Source organism: Abyssibius alkaniclasticus (genome assembly GCF_020447305.1).
Lineage (GTDB): Bacteria > Pseudomonadota > Alphaproteobacteria > Rhodobacterales > Rhodobacteraceae > Abyssibius > Abyssibius alkaniclasticus.
Genome location: NZ_CP095732.1, coordinates 2,241,378 through 2,266,228 on the forward strand (window position 1 = coordinate 2,241,378; position 24,851 = coordinate 2,266,228).

Annotated in this window: 21 protein-coding genes; 19 read left to right on the forward strand and 2 right to left on the reverse strand. The window is 60.0% G+C overall.

Annotation, left to right across the window (positions count from 1 at the left end; genetic code table 11):
- Nucleotides 1-274: 274 nt before the first annotated feature.
- The 19 genes from LGT41_RS11205 to LGT41_RS11295 all read left to right on the forward strand — a co-directional run bounded on the left by LGT41_RS11205 (nucleotide 275) and on the right by LGT41_RS11295 (nucleotide 22,487).
- A complete protein-coding gene (locus LGT41_RS11205) occupies nucleotides 275-2,317 on the forward strand; it encodes an ABC transporter substrate-binding protein (RefSeq protein ID WP_274126971.1) in 2,043 nt (680 codons plus the stop codon).
- Between the two features lie 68 nt (nucleotides 2,318-2,385).
- The gene (locus LGT41_RS11210; RefSeq protein ID WP_274126972.1) at nucleotides 2,386-3,390 is read left to right on the forward strand and encodes an ABC transporter permease; all 1,005 of its coding nucleotides are present in this window, start codon (nucleotides 2,386-2,388) and stop codon (nucleotides 3,388-3,390) included.
- A gap of 9 nt (nucleotides 3,391-3,399) precedes the next feature.
- A complete protein-coding gene (locus LGT41_RS11215; RefSeq protein ID WP_274126973.1) occupies nucleotides 3,400-4,578 on the forward strand; it encodes an ABC transporter permease in 1,179 nt (392 codons plus the stop codon).
- Entirely contained in the window at nucleotides 4,575-5,573 is a 999-nt protein-coding gene (locus tag LGT41_RS11220) for an ABC transporter ATP-binding protein (protein ID WP_274126974.1), read from the forward strand. The genes LGT41_RS11215 and LGT41_RS11220 overlap by 4 nt, the downstream gene beginning before the upstream one ends.
- Nucleotides 5,570-6,574, forward strand: a complete 1,005-nt coding sequence (locus LGT41_RS11225; protein WP_274126975.1) for an ABC transporter ATP-binding protein — start codon at nucleotides 5,570-5,572, stop codon at nucleotides 6,572-6,574. Before LGT41_RS11220 ends, LGT41_RS11225 begins: the two co-directional genes overlap by 4 nt.
- A gap of 112 nt (nucleotides 6,575-6,686) precedes the next feature.
- Entirely contained in the window at nucleotides 6,687-8,054 is a 1,368-nt protein-coding gene (locus LGT41_RS11230; protein WP_274126976.1) for a glutamine synthetase family protein, read from the forward strand.
- A gap of 10 nt (nucleotides 8,055-8,064) precedes the next feature.
- A complete protein-coding gene (locus LGT41_RS11235) occupies nucleotides 8,065-9,453 on the forward strand; it encodes an aldehyde dehydrogenase family protein (RefSeq protein ID WP_274126977.1) in 1,389 nt (462 codons plus the stop codon).
- Nucleotides 9,450-10,595: an iron-containing alcohol dehydrogenase gene (locus LGT41_RS11240; protein WP_274126978.1), complete on the forward strand. Its 1,146-nt coding sequence runs from the start codon at nucleotides 9,450-9,452 to the stop codon at nucleotides 10,593-10,595. Before LGT41_RS11235 ends, LGT41_RS11240 begins: the two co-directional genes overlap by 4 nt.
- Before the next feature lie 139 nt (nucleotides 10,596-10,734).
- On the forward strand, nucleotides 10,735-11,523 hold the full coding sequence (locus tag LGT41_RS11245; protein WP_274126979.1) for a DeoR/GlpR family DNA-binding transcription regulator: 789 nt from the start codon (nucleotides 10,735-10,737) through the stop codon (nucleotides 11,521-11,523).
- On the forward strand, nucleotides 11,520-13,202 hold the full coding sequence (locus LGT41_RS11250) for a Na/Pi cotransporter family protein (RefSeq protein WP_274126980.1): 1,683 nt from the start codon (nucleotides 11,520-11,522) through the stop codon (nucleotides 13,200-13,202). Before LGT41_RS11245 ends, LGT41_RS11250 begins: the two co-directional genes overlap by 4 nt.
- Before the next feature lie 93 nt (nucleotides 13,203-13,295).
- Nucleotides 13,296-14,471, forward strand: a complete 1,176-nt coding sequence (locus tag LGT41_RS11255; RefSeq protein ID WP_274126981.1) for a 2-aminoethylphosphonate--pyruvate transaminase — start codon at nucleotides 13,296-13,298, stop codon at nucleotides 14,469-14,471.
- 10 nt (nucleotides 14,472-14,481) lie between these two features.
- Nucleotides 14,482-15,729: a phosphonoacetate hydrolase gene (gene phnA, locus LGT41_RS11260; protein WP_274126982.1), complete on the forward strand. Its 1,248-nt coding sequence runs from the start codon at nucleotides 14,482-14,484 to the stop codon at nucleotides 15,727-15,729.
- 3 nt (nucleotides 15,730-15,732) lie between these two features.
- Nucleotides 15,733-17,181 (forward strand): phosphonoacetaldehyde dehydrogenase, encoded by a 1,449-nt coding sequence (gene phnY, locus LGT41_RS11265; RefSeq protein ID WP_274126983.1) that lies wholly within the window; start codon nucleotides 15,733-15,735, stop codon nucleotides 17,179-17,181.
- Between the two features lie 5 nt (nucleotides 17,182-17,186).
- Entirely contained in the window at nucleotides 17,187-18,530 is a 1,344-nt protein-coding gene (pbfA, locus tag LGT41_RS11270; RefSeq protein WP_274126984.1) for a (R)-1-hydroxy-2-aminoethylphosphonate ammonia-lyase, read from the forward strand.
- 10 nt (nucleotides 18,531-18,540) lie between these two features.
- Nucleotides 18,541-19,071 carry a gamma carbonic anhydrase family protein gene (locus LGT41_RS11275; protein ID WP_274126985.1) on the forward strand — a complete coding sequence of 177 codons (531 nt, stop codon included), beginning with the start codon at nucleotides 18,541-18,543 and terminating at the stop codon, nucleotides 19,069-19,071.
- A 305-nt stretch (nucleotides 19,072-19,376) separates the two neighbouring features.
- Nucleotides 19,377-20,774 carry a TadE/TadG family type IV pilus assembly protein gene (locus LGT41_RS11280; protein ID WP_274126986.1) on the forward strand — a complete coding sequence of 466 codons (1,398 nt, stop codon included), beginning with the start codon at nucleotides 19,377-19,379 and terminating at the stop codon, nucleotides 20,772-20,774.
- On the forward strand, nucleotides 20,771-21,307 hold the full coding sequence (locus LGT41_RS11285) for a TadE/TadG family type IV pilus assembly protein (protein WP_274126987.1): 537 nt from the start codon (nucleotides 20,771-20,773) through the stop codon (nucleotides 21,305-21,307). Before LGT41_RS11280 ends, LGT41_RS11285 begins: the two co-directional genes overlap by 4 nt.
- Entirely contained in the window at nucleotides 21,304-21,858 is a 555-nt protein-coding gene (locus tag LGT41_RS11290; RefSeq protein WP_274126988.1) for a TadE/TadG family type IV pilus assembly protein, read from the forward strand. The genes LGT41_RS11285 and LGT41_RS11290 overlap by 4 nt, the downstream gene beginning before the upstream one ends.
- A gap of 140 nt (nucleotides 21,859-21,998) precedes the next feature.
- Nucleotides 21,999-22,487, forward strand: a complete 489-nt coding sequence (locus LGT41_RS11295) for a hypothetical protein (RefSeq protein WP_274126989.1) — start codon at nucleotides 21,999-22,001, stop codon at nucleotides 22,485-22,487.
- Between the two features lie 57 nt (nucleotides 22,488-22,544).
- Here LGT41_RS11295 and LGT41_RS11300 read toward each other — a convergent pair whose 3' ends face one another.
- Nucleotides 22,545-23,837: a branched-chain amino acid ABC transporter permease gene (locus LGT41_RS11300; protein ID WP_274126990.1), complete on the reverse strand. Its 1,293-nt coding sequence runs from the start codon at nucleotides 23,835-23,837 to the stop codon at nucleotides 22,545-22,547.
- The gene (locus LGT41_RS11305; RefSeq protein ID WP_274126991.1) at nucleotides 23,834-24,847 is read right to left on the reverse strand and encodes a branched-chain amino acid ABC transporter permease; all 1,014 of its coding nucleotides are present in this window, start codon (nucleotides 24,845-24,847) and stop codon (nucleotides 23,834-23,836) included. Before LGT41_RS11305 ends, LGT41_RS11300 begins: the two co-directional genes overlap by 4 nt.
- Between the last annotated feature and the right edge of the window lie 4 nt (nucleotides 24,848-24,851).

Consider the following 24,851-nt stretch of genomic DNA (forward strand, 5'->3'; position numbering starts at 1 on the left):
ACTAGCCTGTGCAGGTGCAACATAGCACACCGGGGCAGACCCGGTAGATGGCCGCCGATAAAGGTATGCCAACCTCAGGAGGGTTCATTGATGACCACTAGCGCCCAATTCTCGGCGTGGCGCCCGTCACACGAATCTCGATATCCGGCACTCCGCGGTAATTTGCGGGGTGTGAGTAAGTTTAGCGATGTCACACAGACGTCGCATCCCACATCTATGTGAATGCCGGCGCGGCGCCAGTCTGGCGCCCCTCGTCACCCAATTGGAGAGAGCTATGAAACGATATCTTCTTGCAACTGCCGCGGTTCTGATGACCGGCACCGGGGCCTATGCCGCCGGTTGTCCGGAAGTCACCGTGGCCGACGCGATGGGTGTGGCACCCGGTGCCTACCCCCAGCAGTTCGATCTGGCCGAATTTCAGGCCAATGCCAACTGCACGCTGACCTTTCAGGAAAACCCCGATATTGCGGAATTCAACGCGCGCATCTATGGCAATGGCGAATTGCCCCCCCTGACCGAGCGTTTGCCCGCCGAGCCGCTGGTTGTTGCCCCCTATGAGATGATCGGATCTTATGGCGGCGTGCTGGACGGTATGTCCAACGCCACGGAATCCGGCACGTCCGACTTCATGTCGGTGCGCCATGTCAACCTCATCCGCTTTGCCGATGATCTGACGACCCTGGTGCCGATGGTTGCCAAGGGTTACGAGTGGAACGACGATTTCACCCAGCTGACCTTTACCTTGCGCGCTGGCCATAAATGGTCGGACGGGGCGCCGTTTACCGCAGCCGACGTGGTGTTCTGGTATAACAACCTGGTGATGGACCCGAATATCATCGAAAGCCCGCGCGATTTGTGGCTGGCCGGTGGCGAGCCGATGGTTGTCGAGGCGCTTGACGATCTGACCGTGCGCTTCACGATGGCAGCGCCAAAGCCCGGCTTTCTTGCCGGTATGGCGGCAGACTATACCCAGCCCTTCCAGCCGGTGCATTTCCTTGGCCAGTTCCACCCCGACATCAACCCCGATGGCAATGCGAATGCGCAGGCCCTGGGGTTTGCCGACGGGTATGAGGCGATCAACTACTATTACGGCGCTTCGGACTGGAAAGACGTGCCCTCGCCCATTCTGCGCGATGCCGCCCGCGTGCCAAGCCTTCCGGCCGCGGTTGTGCCGACGCTTGAAAGCTTTATCACCGTCGAAGACGATACCGAGCATCGCTACTATGTGCCCAACCCCTATTTCTTCATGGTCGATACGGCGGGCAACCAGCTTCCCTATATCAACGGCATGAACGAGCTTTATGTGCGCGACAACGAAGTGCGCATTCTCAAAATGCTCAATGGCGAGATCGACTATAAAACCCAGAACGTGAACCTGCCCGATGCGCCAACCCTGCTCGACGGTCAGGAAGCGGGCAATTACACGATCGATCTGCGCCCGCAGATTTCGCTGCCGGTCATCGGCTTCAACCTCACCCCCAATGATCCGGTGAAGTTCGAGCTGTTCAACAATGTCGAATTCCGTCAGGCCATGTCGCTTGCGATCAACCGTGACGAGATCAACTCGGTTGCCTTCTTCGACCTCGGTGCCGCCATTCCCGCAATCGGGATCGACCCGGCACCTGATTTTGTGACCGAAGAGCAGCGCAATACCAATATTGCCTATGACCCCGCCGCCGCGGCTGCCGGGCTGGATGCGCTTGGTGTTGTCGATGCCAATGGCGATGGCTGGCGCGATCTGCCCGGCGGTGGCGAGCTGATTTTCAACATCCAGTTCTCTACCCAGGGTATTTCGGCAACGGAAGTTGAGCTTGTTGCGCAAAACTGGCGCGATATTGGCGTAAACGCCACGGTGAAAGAGGTGACATCCGACGAGTATCGTGCCGCGCAATCGGCCAACGAGCTTGACGTTGTCACCTGGCGCTTTGGCCGCCCGCTTGCCTCGGTTGGCTCCGATCCGCAGGTCTTTACGGTGCCGTTTGGCGGCTATTTCGATGTGCGCACCGGCATGTTGTATGACCAGTGGAACCAGACAGGTGGCGCGCAAGGCATCGAGCCGCCGGAATGGACCAAGGAAATGGCAGCCGCCGTTCTGGAATGGCAGGCACAGGCACCCGGATCGGATGCCTATAACACGATGGGCACCGCGCTGGTGCAGATGATGCTGGATGCGCAGCCGCTCATCTCGCTCGTGCAGGCGCCGGGGCCGGTTTACCACTCCAACAACCTGCAGAACTTCCGTGCGCCCAATACCTGGTCGTATGAGTATTACTGGCATCTGCCCTACCGTCCGACCCAGTGGTCGCTTACGGAATAGGCCGCCGGGACTGAAAGAAAAGGCGCGTCCCTTGCGGGGGGCGCGCCCGTTTTGAAAGCAACGCATCCATGCCCTTATTCCTACGTTTCGTCGCGGTCCGAGCAGCCCTTGCGCTGTTCACGCTGACAGTGGTGTCCTTCATCGTGTTCTCGTTGATGGAGCTTGTGCCCGGCAATTGCGCGGAACGCTATATCGCCTATAAAAACACCCAAGGGAACATTGTCACCCAGGCCGATATCGACGCGGAAATCGTGCGCATGGGGCTGGACAAGCCCTATGTCATCCGCTGGGTGAACTGGGTTGGCGGTGTGTTCATTCGGGGCGATTTTGGCGATAGCTGCCTGTGGCGTGTGCCCGTCAGCCAGCTTGTGGGCGAGAAATTCCTGCTGTCGCTGACCATTGCAATGTCGGCGCTCGTTATCACCTACCTCATCGCCATACCCATCGGCATTGCCAGCGCCAATCTGCGCGGCGGCATGACCGATGGCGTTTTGCGCATTGTGTCCTATCTTGGGCTTGCGCTGCCAAACTTCCTGCTGGCGCTGATGGTCATGCTGTTCATGACCGTCTATTTTGGTGAAACGCTGACGGGGCTGTTCAGCGCCGAATATAAAGATGCGCCCTGGTCCTGGGCGCGGGTGGGCGACCTGCTCAAACATATCTGGCTGCCCATCGGCATTCTGGCCTGGGCGGCCACCGCCATTGCGCTGCAAACCGTGCGCGCACTGATGTCGGATGAAAAGGACAAGCTTTATGTAACGGCGGCGCGGGCGCGCGGCGTGTCTGGCACACGGCTTTTGCTGCGCTATCCGGCAAAACACGCGCTGGGGCCGGTCATCAACTCGATCGGCTATGACCTCAACCGCATTTTCAACGATCTTCCGATCGTGGCCACGGTTCTGGTGCTGACGGATGCCGGCGCGCTGCTGCTCGAAGCTCTGGCCTCATCGAACGACCAGCAGCTTGCAGGGGCGATCATCTTCATGATCACCGGCTCGATCGTGTTTCTCAACTTCATCACCGATATTCTGCTGGCGCTGATAGATCCGCGCGTCCGCCGGTCTATGTTCTAGGGGCGCCTCATGTTTTTCCGCAAAAAGAAAACCGCCTCAAAAGAGGATTATTTCACCGCCAGCCAGCGCCAGCTGATCTGGCAGCGGTTCAAAACCAAGCGCGGCGCGCTGATCGCGGGCTGGTTTCTGCTGGCCTTCATCCTGATGGGGCTGTTTGCGCCCTTCCTGTCGCCCTATGACCCGACAGCGGCCGGGCGCGATGAAAATTACACCAACGGCGCGCCACAAATCCCGCAGTTTTGCGATGATAATGGCTGTTCGTGGCGGCCGTTCATTCAGGGGGTCGAACGCTATCGCGGGGCCGATACCAATTTTCGCTGGGTGACGCGCCCCACCGAAGAACGCAACTATCTGACCTTTCTGCCAAGCGATGGCTGGTCGTGGTATGTGGGCAAGTTTTCGATCAATCTGCCGGGCGAGAGCTTTGACATCAACTCGCCGGGAATCGAGTTTACCACGCATCTGTTCGGCGTGCAGGGCGGGGGCTATATCCACTTTTTTGGCACCGATGCCGCCGGCAAGGATATTTTGAGCCGCACCTTCCATGCGATCCGCGTCTCACTTGCCGTGGGCACGCTGGGTGTGCTGATCAGCTTTGTGCTGGCCTTGGTCATCGGCGGCATATCCGGCTATTTCGGCGGCTGGATTGATAGCGGCTTGCAGGCTTTCACCGACTCCATAAAGGTTGTGCCAACCATTCCGCTTTTCATGGCGGTTGCCGCCTTCCTGCCCGACGGGTGGTCGGCGGAAACGAGGTTCTTCTTCATATCACTCATACTTGGCCTGCTTGGCTGGACCACGCTGGCACGACGAATACGCACGCATATATTATCGGAACGCAACGCCGATTATGTGCTTGCCGCCCAGCTTTGCGGGGCCAGTTCGGGCCATGTGATCCGCCGGCATTTGCTGCCGAGCTTTACCAGTTACATCATCGTCGATCTGGTCATTTCCTTCCCCTATATGGTGCTGTCGGAAACCGCGCTCAGCTTTATCGGGCTTGGCTTGAAAGACCCGGTCAACTCGCTTGGGGTCATGCTGCAAAACGTCACCAAGGTCGATGTGCTGCTCAACTATCAATGGTATTTCATTCCCGTGCCGATATTCGTGGCCATCGTTCTGGCCTTCGTGCTGGTGGGCGACGGGCTGCGCGATGCCGCCGACCCCTATTCGGAGGTGAATAAATGAGCGCCCCGCTGATTGACGTTCAGAACCTCAACATCCGTTTTCATACCGGCGAGGGGCTGATCACGGCGGTTGATGATGTCTCATTCCATCTCAACCCCGGCGAAATTCTGGGGCTGGTGGGTGAATCCGGCTCTGGCAAATCGGTTACGGCCAAGGCATTGATGCAGTTGAACGCCGCCAATGCCGTGATCGGCGAACACACAAAACTGCTGCTGAACCACAAGGGCGCGCAGGTTGACATTACCAAGCTGAAAAAACCCAAAGAGCTGCTTATTGCCCGCGGCGGTGCCATTTCGATGATCTTTCAGGAGCCGATGGCCAGCTTTGCCCCCGCCATCACCATTGGCGAGCAGATGGTCGAGCAGTTGCGCATCCATGCGAAAATGACCAAGGCCGAGGCGCGCGACATTTCCATCGACATGCTGAACCGCGTGGGCATTTCCGAAGCCTCCAAACGGTTTGAGCAATACGCGTTCGAACTTTCCGGCGGAATGCGCCAGCGCGCAATGATCGCGATGGCCCTGTCGACCAAGCCCGCATTGCTGATTGCCGATGAGCCGACCACCGCGCTGGATGTCACCATTCAGGCGCAGGTCATCGACCTGATGAAAGACCTTGTGCGCGACTTTGGCATGGCAATCATTTTCATCACCCATGACCTTGGGGTCATCGCGCAAACCGCCGACCGGGTGGCGGTCATGTATCTGGGCCGCATCGTTGAAACCGGGCCGGTGCGCGATGTCATCCGCCGCCCGCAGCACCCCTATACCATTGGCCTGCTCAACGCGCTGCCCAAGCTCGATGATCTTGATGCGCCGCTGACCCCCGTGCCGGGCGACATTCCCAGCCCGCTTGACCGGCCATCGGGCTGCGTGTTCCACACCCGTTGCCCGCAGGTCATTGCCGGGCGCTGCGAAGGCGCGGTCCCCAGTCTCCACAATGTAAATGACCATCACGCGGTTGCGTGTTTCGCAACCGAGGTAGAGCCCGCATGAGCCAGAACACCCCGCTGATTTCCGCCAAGGGCCTGTCGGTGCATTTCGAGGTGGGTGGCGGCGTGCTGTCGCGCAAAACCCTGCTGAAAGCCGTGAACGACATCAATCTCGACATTCCCAAAGGCTCGTTCTTCGGGCTGGTGGGGGAATCCGGTTCCGGCAAAACCACGTTGGGCCGTGCCATGCTCAAAGCCGCGCCCATTTCCGAAGGCACGGTCACTTTTGATGATGGCGATGGCGCGATCGACGTGGCCGGCTTGCGCAAACAGGCGTTGAAGAATTACCGCAAGAAGGCACAGCTGATTTTCCAAGACCCATACGCCGCGCTAAGCCCGCGCATGACCGTGCGCGACATTATCGCCGAGCCGCTGGAAGTGATGAAAATCACAAAAACCCGCGCCGAAACCGATGCGCGCGTGCGCGAAATAGCCGCCATGTGCCGCCTGAATGTCGAACATTTGCGACGCTTTCCGCACGCGTTTTCCGGTGGTCAGCGCCAGCGCATTTCCATCGCCCGCGCGCTTGTCGCCAATCCGAGCTTTCTGGTGGCCGATGAAAGCGTGGCGGCCCTCGATGTCTCGATTCAGGCCGATATTCTGAACCTGCTCAAATCGCTGCAAAAAGACCTTGGGCTGACCTTTCTGTTCATCAGCCATGACCTTTCGGTTGTTGCGCATTCGTGTGACCATGTCGCCGTCATGTATCTGGGCCGGCTGGTGGAAACCGCGCCAACCCGCACGCTGTTCAACAACCCGCACCACCCCTATACGCGCGCGCTGCTTTCCGCCGTGCCATCGCTCGACCCCGATGACCGGGGCAAGGGTGAAAAGCTGGAAGGTGAAATTCCCAGCCCGATTGCGCCGCCGCCGGGCTGCAAGTTCCATACACGCTGCCGCTTTGCCCAGGAGCGTTGCCGCAAGGAAGAGCCGCAACTGCGCAAAATGGGCGATGAGCATTTCGCCTCGTGCCATTTTGCCGAGGAATTGGCCAAGGCCCAGTAGGCACGCCGCCATCCTGCTCCGCTTCGGGCAGGAATGTAGAATAATTTTCAGAGTTGAACATTCTGTGCGATATGGCACAGAATACAGGCGAATGCGCGCATCAGGGGGAATCATGCCAGGTAATTTGAGTTTTGACGAGCTGAAGGCTGCGGTCGCGGCGGGTGAGATTGACACGGTCATCGTCGCGGGAATCGACATGCAGGGCCGGCTGATGGGCAAGCGCCTCACGGCTGATTTTTTCGTAAGAAGCGGCCATGCCGAAACCCATTGCTGCAACTACCTGCTGGCCACCGATATGGAGATGCACACCGTATCGGGCTATGCATCAACCAGTTGGGCGGCGGGCTATGGCGATTATGCGCTGCGCCCCGATATGGCCACAATGCGCCGCATTCCCTGGCTTGAAAAAACCGCCCTGGTGCTGGCCGATATCATGGACCATCACGGCCACGGCGATATCGCGCATTCGCCCCGCGCCATTCTCAAACGCCAGATCGCCCGGCTCGACGCGCTGGGAATGCGCGCGATGATGGCGACCGAGCTGGAGTTTTTTCTGTTCGATGACAGCTATGAAACCCTGCACGCGCGCGATTATGCCGGGCTGAAAACACTGGGCAAATACAACGAGGATTACCACATTTTCCAGACCACCAAGGAAGAGGATGTGATGCGCGCCATCCGCAACGGGCTGAATGGCGCGGGCATTCCGGTTGAAGGCTCCAAGGGCGAGGCCGATGCAGGGCAGGAGGAGATCAACGTCAAATATGCCGAGGCGTTGGAGACCGCCGACAACCATGCGCTGACCAAGAATGGCTGCAAGGAAATCGCCTGGCAAAAGGGCCGCGCGCTGACCTTTCTGGCCAAGTGGAAAACCGATGCGGCAGGCTCGTCGAGCCATGTGCATCAGTCGCTGTGGTCCAAAGACGGCGAGCCGCTGTTTTATGATGCCTCTGTCAAGGGCGGCATGTCGAAACTCATGGAGCATTACGTGGCGGGCCTGCTCGAACATGCCGATGCAACCACCTATTTCCTTGCGCCCTATATCAATTCCTACAAGCGGTTTGCGGCCGGCACCTTCGCACCCACCAAGGCGGTTTGGTCACGCGACAACCGCACGGCGGGCTATCGGATGTGCGGTGAAGGCACGAAAGCCATTCGCATTGAATGCCGTGTGGGCGGGTCCGACCTGAACCCCTATCTGGCAATGGCGGCGCAAATCGCGGCGGGCCTGGATGGGATCGAGCGCAAGCTCGTGCTTGAAGCGCCGTTCAAGGGCGATGCTTACGGGGCCGAAAAAATCCGCGAGGTGCCCAAAACGCTGCGCATGGCCGCAGCCGCGATGCACAAATCCGAAATGCTGCGCGCGGCCTTTGGCGATGATGTGATCGACCACTACCACCATGCCGCGATGTGGGAGCAGGAAGACTTTGACCGCCGCGTCACCGATTACGAAGTTTCGCGCGGGTTTGAACGCGCATAAGGGGCTGAAAATGACCAAGATGATCCAATGTATCTCGCCTGTTGATGGCTCGATCTATGCCGAACGGCCCGCCCTGCCACTGGCCGAAGCGACCAAAGCGGCCGAGGCCGCAAAGACCGCGCAAAAGCCCTGGGCCGCGCTGCCCTTGCAGGCGCGCATCGACTATGTGCTGGCCGCGTTGCAGGCGCTGAACGATGATAAAGAGCGCATCGTGCCGGAGCTTGCGCATATGATGGGCCGCCCCACCCGCTATGGCGGCGAATATGGCGGGCTGAACGAGCGCACCAAGCATATGGCCGCGATTGCCGCCGAAACCCTCGCCCCGATCGTGGTGGAGGAGAGCGACCAGTTCGAACGCCGGATCCTGCGCGAGCCGCATGGCGCGGTGCTGGTGGTTGCGCCCTGGAACTACCCCTATATGACCGCGATGAACACCATTGCCCCCGCGCTGATTGCCGGCAATACCGTGGTGCTGAAACATGCCAGCCAAACGCTTCTGGTGGGCGAACGCATTGCCGAGGCTTTCGCAAAAGCGGGCCTGCCGGCGGGGGTGTTCCAGAATGTGTTTCTGGACCATGACACGACATCGGCGCTGATCGGCGCGGGCCATTTCCGCTTTGTGAATTTCACAGGCTCGGTGGGCGGGGGCCGCGCGATGGAGCGGGCAGGCGCTGGCACCTTCACCAGCTTCGGGCTGGAACTGGGCGGCAAAGACCCCGCCTATGTGATGGAAGATGCCGATCTTGACGCCGCCGTCGCCACGTTGGTTGATGGCGCGATGTTCAATGCCGGCCAGTGCTGCTGCGGCATCGAGCGGATTTATGTCACCGCCAGGCATTACGATGCCTTTGTTCAAGCCTTTGCCGCCGAAGTGCGCAAATACAAGCTGGGCAACCCGTTTGATGCGGCCACCACCCTTGGCCCGATGGCGAATATCCGTTTTGCCAACGAGGTGCGCGCCCAAACCGCCGAGGCGATTGCCGCTGGCGCGCGCGCGCTGATCGACCCGGCCGATTTCCCCGAAGACGATGGCGGCACTTACCTGATGCCGCAGGTGCTGGTCGATGTTGACCATTCCATGCGGGTGATGCGCGATGAAAGCTTCGGCCCCGTCGTGGGCATTATGAAGGTGCATTCCGACGCCGAGGCCATTGCCCTGATGAATGACAGCGAGTTTGGCCTGACAGCAAGCCTGTGGACAGCCGACCCGGCGCGGGCTGCTGAAATTGGTGCGCAAATCGAAACCGGCACCGTGTTCATGAACCGCGCCGACTACCTTGACCCGGCCTTGTGCTGGACGGGCTGCAAGAATACCGGGCGCGGGGGCGGTTTGTCGGTCATCGGCTATCACAACCTGACGCGGCCCAAATCCTACCATTTGAAGAAGGTGACAAAATGAAGCTGAAAGCCAACTGGTCTTACCCGACTGCCGTGCGTTTTGGCGCCGGCCGCATTGCCGAACTGGCCGAGGCTTGCGCGCAGGCGGGCATGAAAAAGCCGCTGCTCGTTACCGACCGTGGCCTTGCCGCGCTGCCCGTCACCACCAAAACGCTGGATATCATGGACGCGGCGGGCCTTGGCCGAGCGATATTTGCCGATGTGGACCCGAACCCGAACGAGAAGAACATGGAAGCCGGTGTGGCCGCCTATAAGGCGGGCGGCCATGACGGGGTTATCGCCTTTGGCGGTGGTTCGGGGCTTGATCTGGCGAAGATGGTGGCCTTCATGGCCGGTCAAACCCGCCCGATCTGGGATTTCGAGGATATCGGCGACTGGTATACCCGCGCCAATGCCGATGCCATTGCGCCCATTGTCGCCGTGCCGACCACGGCGGGGACTGGGTCGGAAGTGGGCCGCGCCTCGATCATCACCAATTCGCAGACCCATGTGAAGAAGATCATCTTCCACCCCAAAGTGCTACCCTCGGTCGTGATTGCCGACCCGGAATTGACCGTGGGAATGCCCAAGGCGATTACCGCTGGCACCGGCATGGATGCGTTCGCGCATTGTCTGGAAGCCTATTGCACCACCTATTACCACCCGATGAGCGCCGGAATCGCGCTGGAAGGGCTGCGACTGGTGAAGGAAAACCTGCCCAAAGCCTATGCCGATGGCAGCAATATCGAAGCCCGCGCCCATATGATGAGCGCGGCGGCAATGGGGGCCGTGGCCTTTCAGAAAGGGCTTGGCGGCATTCATGCGCTGAGCCATCCGCTCGGCGCGGTCTACAACGCCCATCACGGCACGCTGAATGCGGTGGTCATGCCGATGGTGCTGCAATTCAACCGCGCCGAGGTCGAGGATAAGGTGAACCTCATCGCCGCTTACCTGGGCATTTCCGGCGGGTTTGACGGGTTTTATGACTATGTTCTGGCGCTGCGGGCCGAGCTTGGCATTCCACCAACCCTGACCGCACTTGGCATTCCCGCTGACCGCATAGAAGACCTGGCGGCAATGGCGATTGAAGACCCGACGGCCGGCGCCAATCCGCGCAAGATGACGCTGGACAACACGATCGAGCTGCTGAAAGCCTGTTTTTAGGCTTGAAGCCGCCAAGGCCCCAAACCCCTGCGCCCATCACGGCGCGGGGGTTTTCTTTGCTTTATTCTGTTGGTAATTGTGGGTATAGTCTGCAAAACCAACAAAAACGGGCAATAATGCCCCGAAAGCAGTGGCGCATATGGGTGAACATTCCTCGCATCGTGAACGGGCAACATTGGATATGCTGCGCGCGCTTGGCGGCTCGTCGCGCACGGCGGAATTGGCCAATGCGCTGAATGTGTCCGAAGAAACCGTGCGCCGCAATGTCAAGCGGCTGGCAGGGCAGGGGCTGGCCGTGCGCGTGCATGGTGGCGTGTTTCTCACCGCGCAAAACGGCGAGCCTGCCTTTCGCGCGCGGCTCAATGCCCAAAAGGGCGCCAAGCGGCGCATTGGGCAGGCGGTGGCGGCGATCATTCCCAATGGCGCCAGCCTGTTTCTGGATACCGGCACCACAAGCATTTATGTGGCCGAGGCGCTGGCGGCGCGCAAAAACCTGACAATCATCACCAATTCGCTTGAAGTGGCGTGGCGGCTGGGGCGCGATGCGGCGCATCAGGTCATGCTGGCGGGCGGTGCCTTGCGCGCCTCTGATGGCGGCGCTTACGGGGCCGAGGCGATGGACTATCTGCGCCGCTTCACCCCCGATTTTGCAATTGTCAGCGTGGCGGGCATAACGGCGCAGGGTTTTGGCCAGTTCGATGCCGCCGAGGCCGATCTGGGCCGCGTCATGCTTGCCCAGGCCCGCACCGCCATTGCTGTGGCCGACGCCACCAAGTTTGAGCGCAATGCACCCATTTCACTGGGCGAGCCCGGCCAGTTCGCGCTGCTCGTCACCGACCAGCCAGCGCCTGAACCCATTGCCAAAGCCGCGCTGCATTGGGGGGTTGATCTGCACATCGCCCCGCCGAAATTGAAAGACGCCAAATGACTACGCTTACCTTCATTCTGGAGCTTGCCGGGGCCACCATGCTGCTGCTTTACGCGGTCAAGATGGTGCAAACCGGAATCGAGCGCGCGCTTGGCCCGTCCTTCAAGCGCATTCTGACCCGCGCCGAAGGCTCGCGCATTGCCAATGCCGGGGCAGGCATGGTGCTGGCCGTCATCTTGCAAAGCTCGACGGCGGCTGCGCTGCTGACTGTTGGCCTGGCAAGTTCCGGCGTGATCTCGCTGGCCAACGGGCTGGCGGTTATGCTCGGGGCCGATCTGGGCTCGGCGCTGGTGGTGCAAATCCTGTCCTTCCGGCTGGATTGGCTGGTGCCGCTGTTGCTGGCCGTGGGGGGCTGGATGTTCCTGAAGCTTTCGGCCCGCGGCCCCAAGCAAACCGGGCGCATTTTGCTGGGTATCGCCTTCATCCTGCTCTCGCTGCGGCTGATCGGCGAGGCGGCGGAACCCATCCGCGAAAGCACCTTCCTGCCCGTTGTGGCCGGGTTTCTGGCGGGTGACTATATTTCCGCCTTTCTGCTTGGCGCGGCTCTGGCCTTTGTCATGCACTCCTCGGTTGCGGCGATTTTGCTGTGCGTGACCTTTGTCACCCTTGGCGTTTTGCCCTTGCAGGCGGGCATTTCGCTGGTGCTGGGCGCCAATCTGGGCGGCGCGCTGATCGCCATCTGGCTGACCCGCGGGCAAGACCCGGCGGCGCGGCGCATTCCCTTTGGCAACCTCATGCTGCGCGGCACGGGCGCGGTTGTGGCGCTTTTGGTGCTGAACCTGCTGGTGCCGCCACTTGAAAGCGGGCGCATCGGGGCCGGGCAAGTGCTGGTATTCGTGCATCTGGGCTTCAATGCGGCGATTTTGCTGATCTGGCTGCCGCTTCTGGGGCTGGTTGAACCGCTTATCGCCGGCCTGTTTTCCACCCGCGCCCCGGCGCCCGCGCTTGGCCCGGTTTCCGCGCTCGACCGTAGCCTGCTGACCACGCCCAAACTTGCGCTTGGGGCCGTGTCGCGCGAGGTGCTGCGCATGGGGCAGGTGGTAGAAGTCATGACCCGCCCGGTCATGGACCTTTACCAAAGCGGCGATGCCGAGCAGATTGCCGCCGTGCGCGCAATGGACAGGCAGGTGAACAAGGCCTTCACCGATATCCGCCGCTATACCGCGCTGATGGGCCGGCAGGAGCTTTGCAAAGGCGATGTGCGCCGCCTGCGCGACCTGTCGGAATATGCCATCAACATCGAAACGGCGGGCGATATCGTGGCCAAGCGCCTGCTGACCCTTGCCGAAGAGAAAAACCGCAAGGGGCTGAAGTTTTCCACCGCCGGATGGGGCGAGCTGAAGCGGATGCACGAACGGCTGATGACCAATATCCAGCTTTCCTACAACGTGCTGCTGACCAGCGATTCCGACCTTGCCCGCGTGTTGTTCGAGGAAAAGGGCGAGATGACGATGATGGAGCGCAAAAGCCGCAAACAGCACCTGAAACGCCTGCGCGGCGGCGAGGAGGTGAGCTTTGAGAGTTCCGACATCCACCTCGAAACCCTGCGCGGCATCAAGGAGATCAACTCGCTTTTCGCCTCGATCACCTATTCGATTCTGCACCGCGAAGGCCAGTTGCACGACAGCCGGTTGATCGAAGCCGTGCCTGCGCGCAACCGCGGCAGCAGTGATGAATAAGCCAGGCTTATAGGTCGATCTGAATTAACGATTTTGCAAATGGCACCACTTCGCGCATAACACCACCACATGGTGCCATTTCGCGGAGCATATATGCCTCAAATCGAACCCCCACGGCTGGGCGAGCCCTATCTGCTAACCCCCGGCCCGCTGACCACCGCCTATTCGGTGAAGGCGGCAATGTTGCGCGATTGGGGCAGTTGGGATGGCGATTTTCGCGCCATGACAGCCAGCCTGCGCGCCCAGCTTCTGGCGATGCTCGGTGCCGCGGCTGCGGATTATGACTGTGTGCCGATGCAGGGCAGTGGCAGCTTTGCGGTCGAGGCGATGCTGGGCAGTTTCATCCCGAAATCCGGCAAGGTGCTGGTGCTGGCCAATGGTGCCTATGGCCTGCGCGCCGCCGAAACGCTGCGCTATTTCGGCCGCGCCCATGTGGTGCTGGACAAGGGCGACTATCTGCCGCCGCGCGGGGTTGAAGTGGCGAAAATGCTGGCGGAAGACCCCGCCATCACCCATGTTGTGGCCATTCACTGCGAAACATCCTCGGGCATTCTCAACCCCATCGCCGAAATTTCCGCCGCCACCTATGCGGCCGGGCGCAAGCTGCTGATCGACAGCATGTCGGCCTTTGGCGCGGTGCATCTGGACCCTGCCGAAGTGAGGTTCGAGGCGCTGGTCTCATCGGCCAATAAATGCATCGAAGGCGTGCCCGGTTTCGGCTTTGTGCTGGCCAAACATGCCGAGCTTGCGGCGGCCAGGGGCAACAGCCATTCGCTGGCGCTCGATATCCACGCGCAATGGGCCTATATGAACAAAACCGGCCAGTGGCGCTATACCCCGCCCACGCATGTGGTAGCCGCCTTTCTGGAAGCCCTGCGCTTGCACAAGGCGGAAGGCGGCGTGGCCGGGCGCGGCGCGCGTTACGCCAATAACCGCGACACGCTGGTCGAAGGGATGCGTGCGCTTGGGTTTGAAACGCTGCTGGCCGATAAATGGCTTTCGCCGATCATCACCACATTCTTCTGCCCCGATGATGCGGCGTTCGACTTTACGCGCTTTTACGATGCGCTCAAATCCAGGGGCTTCATCATCTATCCCGGCAAGCTGACGGCGGTTGAAAGCTTCCGTATCGGCTGCATTGGCCAGATGGATGCGCATACAATGCGCGCCGTTGTCGCCGCCGTGGGCGAAACCCTGGCTGAAATGGGCGTGACAAGCGCCACACCCCCCGCCCTGGCCCTGGCCGAACGCGCAAAACTGACCGATTGAAGGACTGCACATGACTATTTCCACCCCCGTGACCACCAATAACCGCAGCTATCCTGCACCCAAAACCACGGCGATTGTCATCTGCCTTGATGGTTGCGAGCCAGACTATCTGGATGTGGCCATTGCCGCCGGCCTTATGCCGACACTGGCGCGGATGCGCCGTGAGGGCACCGACAGGCTGGCGCATTCGGTCATCCCGTCCTTCACCAACCCCAATAACCTGTCCATCGCCACCGGCACCCCGCCGGCTGTGCATGGCATTTGCGGCAACTACCTGTTCGACCCCGAAACCGGCACCGAAGTGATGATGAACGATGTGCGCTTTCTGCGCGCGCCGACGATATTCAAGCAGTTCTACGATGCTGGCGCCAAGGTTGCCGTTGTCACCGCCAAGGACAAGCTGCGCGCCTTGCTCGGGGCGGGGCTGGCATTCGATGCCGACCGCGCGCGCTGTTTTTCGGCCGAAAAATCCGATACCACCACGCAGGCCGAACACGGGGTGGATGCGGCCTCCAGATGGCTTGGCTTCGCGCAGCCCGAGGTTTATTCGGCAGAGCTTTCGGAATTTGTTTTTGCCGCAGGCGTGAAGCTGCTGGAAGAATGGAAGCCCGATGTGATGTATCTGACCACGACCGACTACATCCAGCACAAATACAAGCCCGGCGATGCGCCCGCCAATGCGTTTTACGAGATGTTCGACCGCTATCTGACAAAGCTCGATGCGATGGGGGCCGCGATTGTTGTGACCGGCGACCACGGCATGAAACCCAAGCATGATGAGAGTGGCGCGCCGAATGTCATCTATGTGCAGGATATTCTGGATGACTGGCTGGGCAAGAACGCGGCCCGCGTGATCCTGCCGATCACCGACCCATATGTCGTGCATCACGGCGCGCTTGGCGCCTTTGCCACCGCCTATCTGCCCAAAGATGCCGATCGTGCGGAAATTATTAACAAACTCGCGCAAATCCCTGATATGATAGAGGTATTGGGCCGCGAAGATGCCTGCCAACGCTACCAGCTTCCACCCGATCGGATTGGTGATATTACCATGATTTCGGGCGAGAACATGACCATCGGCACCTCGGCGCACCGCCATGATCTTGCGGCGTTGAACGAGCCGTTGCGCAGTCATGGCGGGCTGACCGAACAGGTTGTGCCCTTCATTGTAAACCGTATCATCGACCTGCCCGAAGCGCCGAGTCTGCGCAATTTCGACGGGTTCTTTTATGCCACAACCGCAGCCGCACAGGGGTAGACCATGACCGCACCCATCGCCCTTCGCCACGAGGCCATGCGCATAGCCGGCCGCAAGGTAGATTTGAAAGACCGTGTGCCCGTGCATTATCCGTTTACCGATGAGGTCATCGGTTCCGTGCCCGCGGGCAATGCTGCCCATGCGGCAGAAGCCTTTGCAATTGCAGCAGGTTACACACCGACGCTCACACGATACGAGCGCCAGCAAATTCTGTTTCGCGCGGCCGAGTTGCTGAATGCGCGCAAAGCCGAACTTGCCCCGATCATCACCGCCGAACTTGGAATTTCGATTTCGGATTCCCTGTATGAAATCGGCCGCGCCTATGACGTATATACGCTGGCGGGCATGATGTGCGTTTCTGATGACGGGCAGATTTTCAGCTGCGATCTGACCCCGCAAGGCAAGGCGCGCAAGATTTTTACACTGCGCGAACCGCTGCGCGCCATATCGGCGATCACGCCTTTTAACCATCCGCTGAACATGGTCAGCCATAAAATCGCGCCCGCCATCGCCACCAATAACTGCATGGTAGTGAAGCCGACCGAACTGACCCCGCTGACCGCGATTTACCTGGCCGACATTCTGTATGAGGCCGGGTTGCCGCCCGAAATGCTCTCGGTCGTGACCGGCTGGCCCGGCGATATTGGCGATGAGATGATCACCAACGACAATATCGACCTGATCACCTTTACCGGCGGTGTGCCGGTGGGCAAGCTGATTGCGTCCAAGGCGGGCTACAAGCGCCAGGTGCTGGAGCTTGGCGGCAATGATCCGCTGATCATTCTGAATGACCTGTCCGATGCCGATCTGGCCCGCGCCGCCGATTTGGCCGTGGCCGGGGCCACAAAAAACTCGGGCCAGCGCTGCACGGCCGTGAAACGCATTCTGGTGCAGGAAAGCGTGGCCGAGCGTTTTGTGCCTTTGGTGCTGGAACGCGCCAGGGCGCTGCGGTTTGGCGACCCGATGGACCCGAAAACCCAGCTTGGCACGGTGGTGCATGAAAAGGCCGCCGCCCTGTTTGAAAGCCGCGTCCATATGGCCGAAGCCCAGGGTGCCAAGGTGCTGTATAACCCCGGCCGCAAGGGCGCGCTGCTGCCGCCGATTGTGGTGGACCATGTCGACCATGCAAGCGAGCTGGTGATGGAAGAAACCTTTGGCCCGATCGTGCCCATTGTGCGCGTATCCGACGATGACGCGGCAGTGATGAAGGTTTCGAACGCCACCGCCTTTGGGCTGTCGAGCGGCGTTTGCACAAATGATTTCAACAGGATGCAGGCCTATATTAAAGGTTTGCACGTCGGCACGGTGAATATTTGGGAAGTGCCGGGCTATCGCATCGAAATGTCGCCTTTCGGTGGCATCAAGGACAGTGGCAACGGCTATAAGGAAGGCGTGATCGAGGCGATGAAGAGCTTCACCAATGTCAAAACCTACAGCCTGCCCTGGGTGTAGCACCGGTGGCCCGCGCGCATACGGAAGGCGAATCCAACCGTAGCACTGCGCGGGCCCGGCACCGTGCGCGCTTATCCGGGGATAAATCGGAAGCGTTGCTTGCACGTGACAGCGCGGCGTTCCTGCATCAGGCGCTCTCCACCCCCTGTGTTTCGACCATCGCCAGGGCCGAAGGTATCTGGATCGAAGACCTCGACGGCCGGCGCTACATGGATTTTCACGGCAATTCCGTGCATCATATCGGCTATGGCCATCCGCGCCTGAAAGCCGCGATTGCCGCGCAGATGGATGCGCTGCCCTTTGCCCCGCGCCGGTTTGCCTGCGAGCCTGCCGTGGAGCTGGCCGAGGCGCTGAGCGCCAAAATGCAGGGCAGCGCCAAGGTTCTGTTCACCACGGGCGGGTCGGATGCCAACGAGGTTGCGCTCAAGATCGCGCGCGCCGCCACGGGCCGGTTCAAAACGCTCAGCTTCTGGGATTCATTCCACGGGGCGGGGTTTGGGGCGGCCAGCGTGGGGGGTGAGGCGACCTTTCGCAGCCAGATTGCCGGGCCGCTGCTGCCGGGGGCCGAGCATGTGGCGCCCTTCAATTGCTACCATTGCGCCTATGGCCACCCCGGACCGCAATCCTGCAACCTCGCCTGCGCCAATATGGTGCGCTATGTGCTGGAGCGCGAGGGCGATGTTGCCGCCGTGATCGCCGAGCCCATGCGCGCCGTGCCCATCGTGCCGCCGCCCGGCTATTGGGCCGCGGTGCAAAAGGCCTGCCATGAGGCCGGCGCGCTGCTGATCATGGATGAAATTCCAACCGGCCTGGGCAAGACCGGCCGCTTTTTCGCTTTTGAGCATGATGGAATTACCCCCGACATCGTAACCCTTGGCAAGGCGCTTGGCGGGGGCATTCTGCCCATTGCCGCCGTGCTGGCCCGCCCGGCGCTGGATGTGGCGGGCGAGTTTGCCATCGGCCATTACACGCATGAAAAAAACCCCGTCACCACGCGCGCGGCCCTGACCACATTGCAGATTATCGAGGATGAGGGGCTGGTTGAACGCGCCGCCAGCCTTGGCGCCGCAGCCTTGGCGCGATTGCGGGATTTTGCGCAAAACCAGCCGCATATCGGCGATGTGCGCGGGCGCGGGCTGATGTTTGGCATCGAGATTGTCGCCGATCGCGACCGCCGTGCGCCCGATGCGGCGCGTGCCGAGCGGATATATTATGCCTGTCTTGCCGAGGGGCTCAGCTTCAAGATTTCCGCCGGAAATGTGCTGACCCTGTCACCGCCGCTGACCATTGCCAAGGCTGAACTGGACCGTGCCCTGCAAATTGTGGAGACTGCCATCTCCACCAGCTAGGAGATGCCCGATGCCACTTTATTCCTTCGCCGACAAAACCCCGAAAATTGCCGATGAAAGGCGCCTGTGGCTTGCCCCCGGCGCGCATGTCATGGGCGATGTGCGCATCGGGCTGGATGTGGGTATCTGGTTTAGCGCCGCCCTGCGCGGCGATAACGAGCCGATTGCCGTTGGCGACCGATCCAACATTCAGGAAAACGTTGTTATTCATACAGATATGGGCTTTCCCTGCACCATCGGCACAGATTGCACCATTGGCCATAGCGCCATTCTGCACGGCTGCACGCTGGGAAATGCCGTTCTTGTCGGCATGGGAGCGACGGTATTGAACGGCGCCGTGCTGGGCGATGGCTGCCTGGTGGGGGCGAATGCATTGATAACTGAAGGAAAAGTGATCCCGCCCAATTCACTAATAGTAGGGGCGCCGGCCCGTGTTGTGCGCATGTTGGATGATGAAAATCATGCCAGGCATATCGCCTCGGCGGCGCATTATGTGGCGCGCGCACAAAAATTCCGGACGGATTTATATGAACTTCCGTAAATCGACACTGGCGCGCTGTAGTATCATTACTTGTCAGAATATGGATTCATCTTATACCTTTGGTTAAAAGCCTAATATAATGGTTTTATATCTTTGGTTGAAAACACAGTAACTGCATCAGATCGATTCAACATATCGCATGAAATCAGCGCCGCTAGAGTCGAGCGATATCATGGCGTTACTAAAAGCTCTTCACTTTTTGTGCTGCATCGGTTACCAATGAACATAATTGCATAATAATTAGTTTGATTACTGGTTCTGAAGTGGGATGTCGCATTGCGGTATCGAGGTATGGATTGACAGATATGACAACAGTGCGCACCTGGTTCGCTGCACGCCTTTCGTCCTATGGTAAAGACGAAGGCGGCGCCGTTATCGCCTATATTCTTTTGATGTTTTTGATGATGATCGTGGCCGCAGGCGGCGCGATTGACTTCATGCGCCATGAAAATGTGCGCACAAGGTTGCAAAACGGGCTGGACCGTGGCGTGCTGGCGGCGGCCGCCTTCAACCAGACGATTGGCGAGCGCGAAGTGGTGGCCGGCTATCTGAAAACCGCCGGCTTTCCCGCGCCTGTGACGCTCGAGGTTGATCCGGTTGTTCCATCGCTCAATTCGCGCCGGGTTCAGGCCCGCGCGCAGCTTACGATTCGCACTTTCTTTTTGAAGATCATCGGCATCAACACGCTGACCGTGGCCGCGTCGGGTGCTGCCGAGCAGCAGCGCCAGCATGTCGAAATTTCGCTGGCGCTCGATATTTCGGGCTCGATGGCGCGTGAACTGACCGGCGGCAGCGCGACCGAGCGGCGCCTGTCGCTGATGCGCGACAAGGCGCAGGAATTCATCGACCTGATCCTGAACGAAGATACAATCGCCACGACGACCGTGAACCTTATCCCTTATGCCGGGCAGGTCAATCCGGGTCAGGCCGCGTTCAACTACCTCAACAACGGCAACAATTACGCGCAAAATTATTCGCGTTGCATCGACTTCAATTCGGGCGACATGGATGACATGAACATCCCCGGCAGGCGCTCGCGCCCGCAAACGCCGCATTTCCAGTGGTTCACCTTTGAGGGCAGCCGTGGCTACGAGGCGGATTGGGGCTGGTGCCCCAGCAATGCGCGCGCGATCACCTATTTTTCCAATGACGCAGCCGATCTGAAAGCCGAAATCGGCTCGTTCCGCGCGCATGACGGCACGGGCTCGAACATTGCCTTCAAATGGGCGCTGTCAATCCTGAACCCTGACAATGCGGCATTTCTGACGGCGTTGCGCGATGCGGGCGAATTTACGCAAACCGACCGCCCGGCACCATTTCTGGGCGCGGATGCGCTGAAAATCATCGTCATCATGACCGATGGCAATACGCGCTACCAGCGGCGACCCTATGCGCAATATTACAATTCGGACCGCGAGGTGCAGCAATGGGCCACGCAGAACCTTTCGAGCAATAGCAGCTATGAATCGACCACCGAATACAATGCTCGTCTGGAAATGCGCGCGCTTTGCGACCTGGCGCAAGCCAATGATGTGGTTGTGTTCACAGTCGGGTTTGACATCGATGCCGGTTCGGATGCCTATGACGACATGCGCTATTGCGCCTCGACCGCGAGCCATTTCTTCGATGTGGATGGCGCCGACCTTGGCACGGCCTTCAAGCTGATTGCCGCCACAATCGCCAACCTGAGGCTGGTCGAATGAGCTGGCTTGGGCGCAAATTGCGGCGCTTTCGCCGCGCCGATGACGGGACAAGCACGGTTGAATTCGTGATCATCGCGCCGGTTCTGTTCGGGCTGGTGTTTTCGGTGTTCGAATCCGGCTGGCTGCTCACAAAATACATGATGCTGGAACGCGGGCTCGACCTGGCCGTGCGTGACTTGCGGCTTGGCAAAATACCGAATGTGACCCGCGTTGATATTCGTGATCGCGTGTGCAGCAATTCGATGTTCTTTCGCGATTGCGATACCGACATGATCATCGAACTTACGCCAATAGACAGCCCCAGCGACTTTCCCGCAACCAATGCAACCTGCATTGACCGCGCCGAAGAAATCGAGCCGGTTGTCAGCTTCAACCCCGGCGCACGCGTGCGTCTGCAGATCATGTTCATCCGCGCCTGCGTTGTGACCGACCCGATCTTCCCCGGCATCGGCCTGGGGCTTGGCCTGACCAAGGATAATACCGGCGGCTACCGGATGATCACCTATTCCGCCTTTGTGAACGAGCCCGCATGATGACCCGCCGCGCGCTTCTCACCTCGTTCAAGGACTATCTGCGCGATGATCGGGCCACCATGCTGGTGGAATTCATCATCTCGGCGCCGTTCCTGTTTTTCTGGCTGGTGGGCAGTTTCGTGTTTTTTGATGCGTATCGCGCCTCGAACCAGGCTGAAAAGGCCACATTCACGATTGGCGACATCATTTCGCGCCTCACGGTTATTGATGATGATTATGTCGATGAATTGTTCCAGCTTCAAAACAGCCTTCTGCCCAAAACCCGCAGCAATGGCTGGCTGCGCATCACCTCGATCATGTATGACGAGGATGCTGACGAATACCAGATTCTCTGGACAGAAAACCGTGGAACGAACAGCGTTCCGCTTTTGCAGGAAGACCTGAATCTCGACCTGATGCCAACAATGGCCGATGCGGATACCGTCATTCTTGTGGAAACATATGTGCCCTATTATCCGCTGTCGCGCAAAGTAGGGATTACGGTTGACCGCTGGGAAAACCAGCTCACCTATCGCCCGCGCTTTGTGGGCTCGCTGGCAAATAGTAACTGAAGTTTAATGGTTGCCGATTTGGCCTTTGCTGCGCCTTGCCGCCGGACTTGCCATATGCTGATTGCAACCGATCGTCCAATTGCGTAGATGCGCGGGCAGGGCGGCAGATTGTGCCGCCATAACCAATGAACGGAAAACAGATGAAAAAGATCGTCATTCTCGTTGTTATTCTCGCGGCTGCCGGTGGCGGCTATTATTACTACACGCAGCAACAGGCCGCACAAATGCAGGCCGAGGCTGATGCCGCCGCCGCCAGGGCGGCTGAAACCGCCGCTGCTGCCGCCGAAGCCGCAGCCGCCGCCGAAGCAGCCGCCGTAGCAGAAGCTGCTGCCGCCGCCGAAGCGGAAGCGGCCACCATTGCCGCCGAGGCCGCTGCTGCTGCCGAAGCCGCCGCCGCTGAAGACGCCACCGCCGCCGCCTCTGCCGCCGCACAGGCCGCCGAAGCCGCAACCGGCGTCGATGCGGCAACGGTTGATAGCGCCATGCAGGCCACGCCCGAGCAGCTTGCCACATGTGGTGCAACCGCCGCCGCCGCAACCCTTGCCGCCGGTGGCGACACCGAAGCAGGCCGCGCCGCTGGAGAGGCCGCCCTGCAAGACTGTCTGGCAGAGGCGACCGCCGGCCAGTAGGCCCGGCAAAAGCCATGAAAAAGGGGCCGCGCGGGCCCCTTTTTTTATGCGCGCCGGCTAGTGTTTTTCGGGGATAAGCCCTTTCGGGCTAAAGCGCAGCACCAGCAGCAGGATCGTGCCCATCACCAGCGGGCGCAGGTAGGATGCCGCGTCGATAAGCTGCGCACGAATGGGCGAGTCGGCGGGCAGCATGTCGCCCAGGCTGGCGGTCAGCCAGCGGCCCACGGGTTCAGCCTCGATCCACAGGAACCAGATCAGGAATCCGCCGAGGATCGAGCCCCAGTTATTGCCCGAGCCACCGACAATCACCATCACCCAGATCAGGAAGGTAAAGCGCAAGGGCTGGTAGCTGCCCGGCGTGAACTGCCCGTCAAGCGTGGTCATCATCGCGCCCGCAAGCCCCACAACCGCCGAGCCCAGCACAAACACCTGCAAATGCCGCTTTGTCACGTTTTTGCCCATTGCGGCGGCGGCATCGCGATTGTCGCGAATGGCGCGCATCATCCGCCCCCAGGGCGATTTCAGCGCGCGTTCGGCGAACCACAGCACAATCAGCAGCACGATGGTAAACAGCAGCCCATAGCTGAGCTGCACAAAGATCGAGGCGAGCGAGATCACATCGCCGCCAAGCCATGCCGCGAAACTGTTGAACCAGGGCGCGGCCTGCAAATCCACCTCATAAGGCACGGGGCGGGGCAGGGCGGTGACGTTCTTCACGCCACGGCTGAGCCAGTCCTCGTTTTTCAGCAGTGCCACGATGATTTCCGAAATGCCCAGCGTGGCAATGGCCAAATAGTCGGCCCGCAGCCCCAGCGCGATTTTGCCGACAATCCATGCCGCCCCAGCCGCGAACAGCCCGCCAACAACCCATGCCAGCATGATCGGCAATCCTAGCCCACCGAGATAGCCGGTGCGCGCGGCATCGGTGGCTTCAATCGCATCAACCGCCGGGTCGAACACTTCACGAATGGCGAAATAGCCGATGACAACGCAGGCAAATGTAGCCCAGGCGCGCGCACGGCCCGCCAGCCTGCTGCGCACGAACAGCGTTATGGCAACGGTGGCGATCAGCGCCAGCACCGTCAGCCCGATGCCAGCACCACCCACGGCCCATGTTTCGGCCACAGGCGGCATGGACACCAGCACGGCGGCAACGCCACCAAGCGCGGCAAAGCCCATAATCCCGACATTGAACAGCCCGGCATAGCCCCATTGCATGTTCACCCCCAGCGCCATCAGCGCCGAGATCAGGCACAGGTTGAGGATGCTCACAGCCTCTGTCCAGCTTGACAGGAAGCCGACAGCGGCAAGTGCTGCGCCCATTGCGCCAAAGAGCAGAACATTTCTCATACCACTTTCCCCCGGAAGATGCCGGTTGGCCTGATCAGCAGCACCACCACCAGAATGACGAATGAAATGGCGAATTTGTAATCGGTCGACAGCAATTGCGCCAAACCTTCCGGCGCCCAGCTTTCGGGCACCAGATAGGTAATGAACTTCTTGTAGGCATAGGTGACCGTCACCTCGGAAAAGGCGATGATGAAGCCCCCCGCAATCGCCCCGACCGGCTGGCCAAGCCCGCCAACAATGGCGGCGGCGAAAATCGGCAGCAAAAGCTGGAAATAGGTGAAGGGTTTGAAGGATTTATCCAAACCATACAGCACGCCCGCGATCGTGGCCAAGGCAGCCGCCAGGATCCAGGCGATCATCACCACACGATCGGGGTTGATGCCCGACAGCAGCGCCAGGTCTTCATTGTCGGAATAGGCGCGCATCGCCTTGCCTGTGCGGGTTTTTTGCAGGAACCAGAACATCCATGCCACGACCATCACCGCCACAACCACGGTCAGCAATTGTGTGCTGCGCAAAGCCAGACCTTCGTTCAGGCCCGACCAGTCCTTGAATTCATTGGCTTTGATGATGAAACGGCCACCATCGGCGAACCGCTGGTCATCGGGGCCGATCACAAGGCGCACGATGCCGTTCATGACAAACATCACCCCGACCGAGGCCATGACCATGACAATCGTGGCCGATTTTTGCTTGCGATAGAAGCGATAGACCATCCGGTCGGTCAGCAGGGCCATCAGTACCGCCACGACAATGCCAAATGGCAGGGCCAGCAGGGCGGTTGGCAGCACGCCAAGGTTGAAGCCCATCGACTGGAACCACCAGGTAAACAGAATGGTGGCCATTGTGCCAAAGGCCATAAGGTCGCCATGCGCAAAGTTGGAAAAGCGCAGAATGCCGAAAATCAGCGTAACCCCAAGCGCGCCAAGCGCCAACTGGCTGCCATAGGCCAGCCCGGGGATCAGCACGAAGTTTGAAAGCAGGACGATGGCGTCAAGAATGTTGTCCATATCC

Bases quoted from the DNA above. Each gene is read 5' to 3' on its own strand.
- LGT41_RS11295 (WP_274126989.1), top strand. From the start codon at position 21,999: ATGAAAAAGATCGTCATTCTCGTTGTTATTCTCGCGGCTGCCGGTGGC.
- LGT41_RS11210 (WP_274126972.1), top strand. From the start codon at position 2,386: ATGCCCTTATTCCTACGTTTCGTCGCGGTCCGAGCAGCCCTTGCGCTG.
- LGT41_RS11215 (WP_274126973.1), top strand. From the start codon at position 3,400: ATGTTTTTCCGCAAAAAGAAAACCGCCTCAAAAGAGGATTATTTCACC.
- LGT41_RS11235 (WP_274126977.1), top strand. From the start codon at position 8,065: ATGACCAAGATGATCCAATGTATCTCGCCTGTTGATGGCTCGATCTAT.
- phnA (WP_274126982.1), top strand. From the start codon at position 14,482: ATGACTATTTCCACCCCCGTGACCACCAATAACCGCAGCTATCCTGCA.
- LGT41_RS11240 (WP_274126978.1), top strand. From the start codon at position 9,450: ATGAAGCTGAAAGCCAACTGGTCTTACCCGACTGCCGTGCGTTTTGGC.
- LGT41_RS11300 (WP_274126990.1), bottom strand. From the start codon at position 23,837: ATGAGAAATGTTCTGCTCTTTGGCGCAATGGGCGCAGCACTTGCCGCT.
- LGT41_RS11205 (WP_274126971.1), top strand. From the start codon at position 275: ATGAAACGATATCTTCTTGCAACTGCCGCGGTTCTGATGACCGGCACC.
- phnY (WP_274126983.1), top strand. From the start codon at position 15,733: ATGACCGCACCCATCGCCCTTCGCCACGAGGCCATGCGCATAGCCGGC.
- LGT41_RS11250 (WP_274126980.1), top strand. From the start codon at position 11,520: ATGACTACGCTTACCTTCATTCTGGAGCTTGCCGGGGCCACCATGCTG.
- LGT41_RS11255 (WP_274126981.1), top strand. From the start codon at position 13,296: ATGCCTCAAATCGAACCCCCACGGCTGGGCGAGCCCTATCTGCTAACC.
- LGT41_RS11225 (WP_274126975.1), top strand. From the start codon at position 5,570: ATGAGCCAGAACACCCCGCTGATTTCCGCCAAGGGCCTGTCGGTGCAT.
- LGT41_RS11245 (WP_274126979.1), top strand. From the start codon at position 10,735: ATGGGTGAACATTCCTCGCATCGTGAACGGGCAACATTGGATATGCTG.
- LGT41_RS11290 (WP_274126988.1), top strand. From the start codon at position 21,304: ATGATGACCCGCCGCGCGCTTCTCACCTCGTTCAAGGACTATCTGCGC.
- LGT41_RS11230 (WP_274126976.1), top strand. From the start codon at position 6,687: ATGCCAGGTAATTTGAGTTTTGACGAGCTGAAGGCTGCGGTCGCGGCG.
- LGT41_RS11220 (WP_274126974.1), top strand. From the start codon at position 4,575: ATGAGCGCCCCGCTGATTGACGTTCAGAACCTCAACATCCGTTTTCAT.
- LGT41_RS11275 (WP_274126985.1), top strand. From the start codon at position 18,541: ATGCCACTTTATTCCTTCGCCGACAAAACCCCGAAAATTGCCGATGAA.
- LGT41_RS11305 (WP_274126991.1), bottom strand. From the start codon at position 24,847: ATGGACAACATTCTTGACGCCATCGTCCTGCTTTCAAACTTCGTGCTG.
- LGT41_RS11285 (WP_274126987.1), top strand. From the start codon at position 20,771: ATGAGCTGGCTTGGGCGCAAATTGCGGCGCTTTCGCCGCGCCGATGAC.
- LGT41_RS11280 (WP_274126986.1), top strand. From the start codon at position 19,377: ATGACAACAGTGCGCACCTGGTTCGCTGCACGCCTTTCGTCCTATGGT.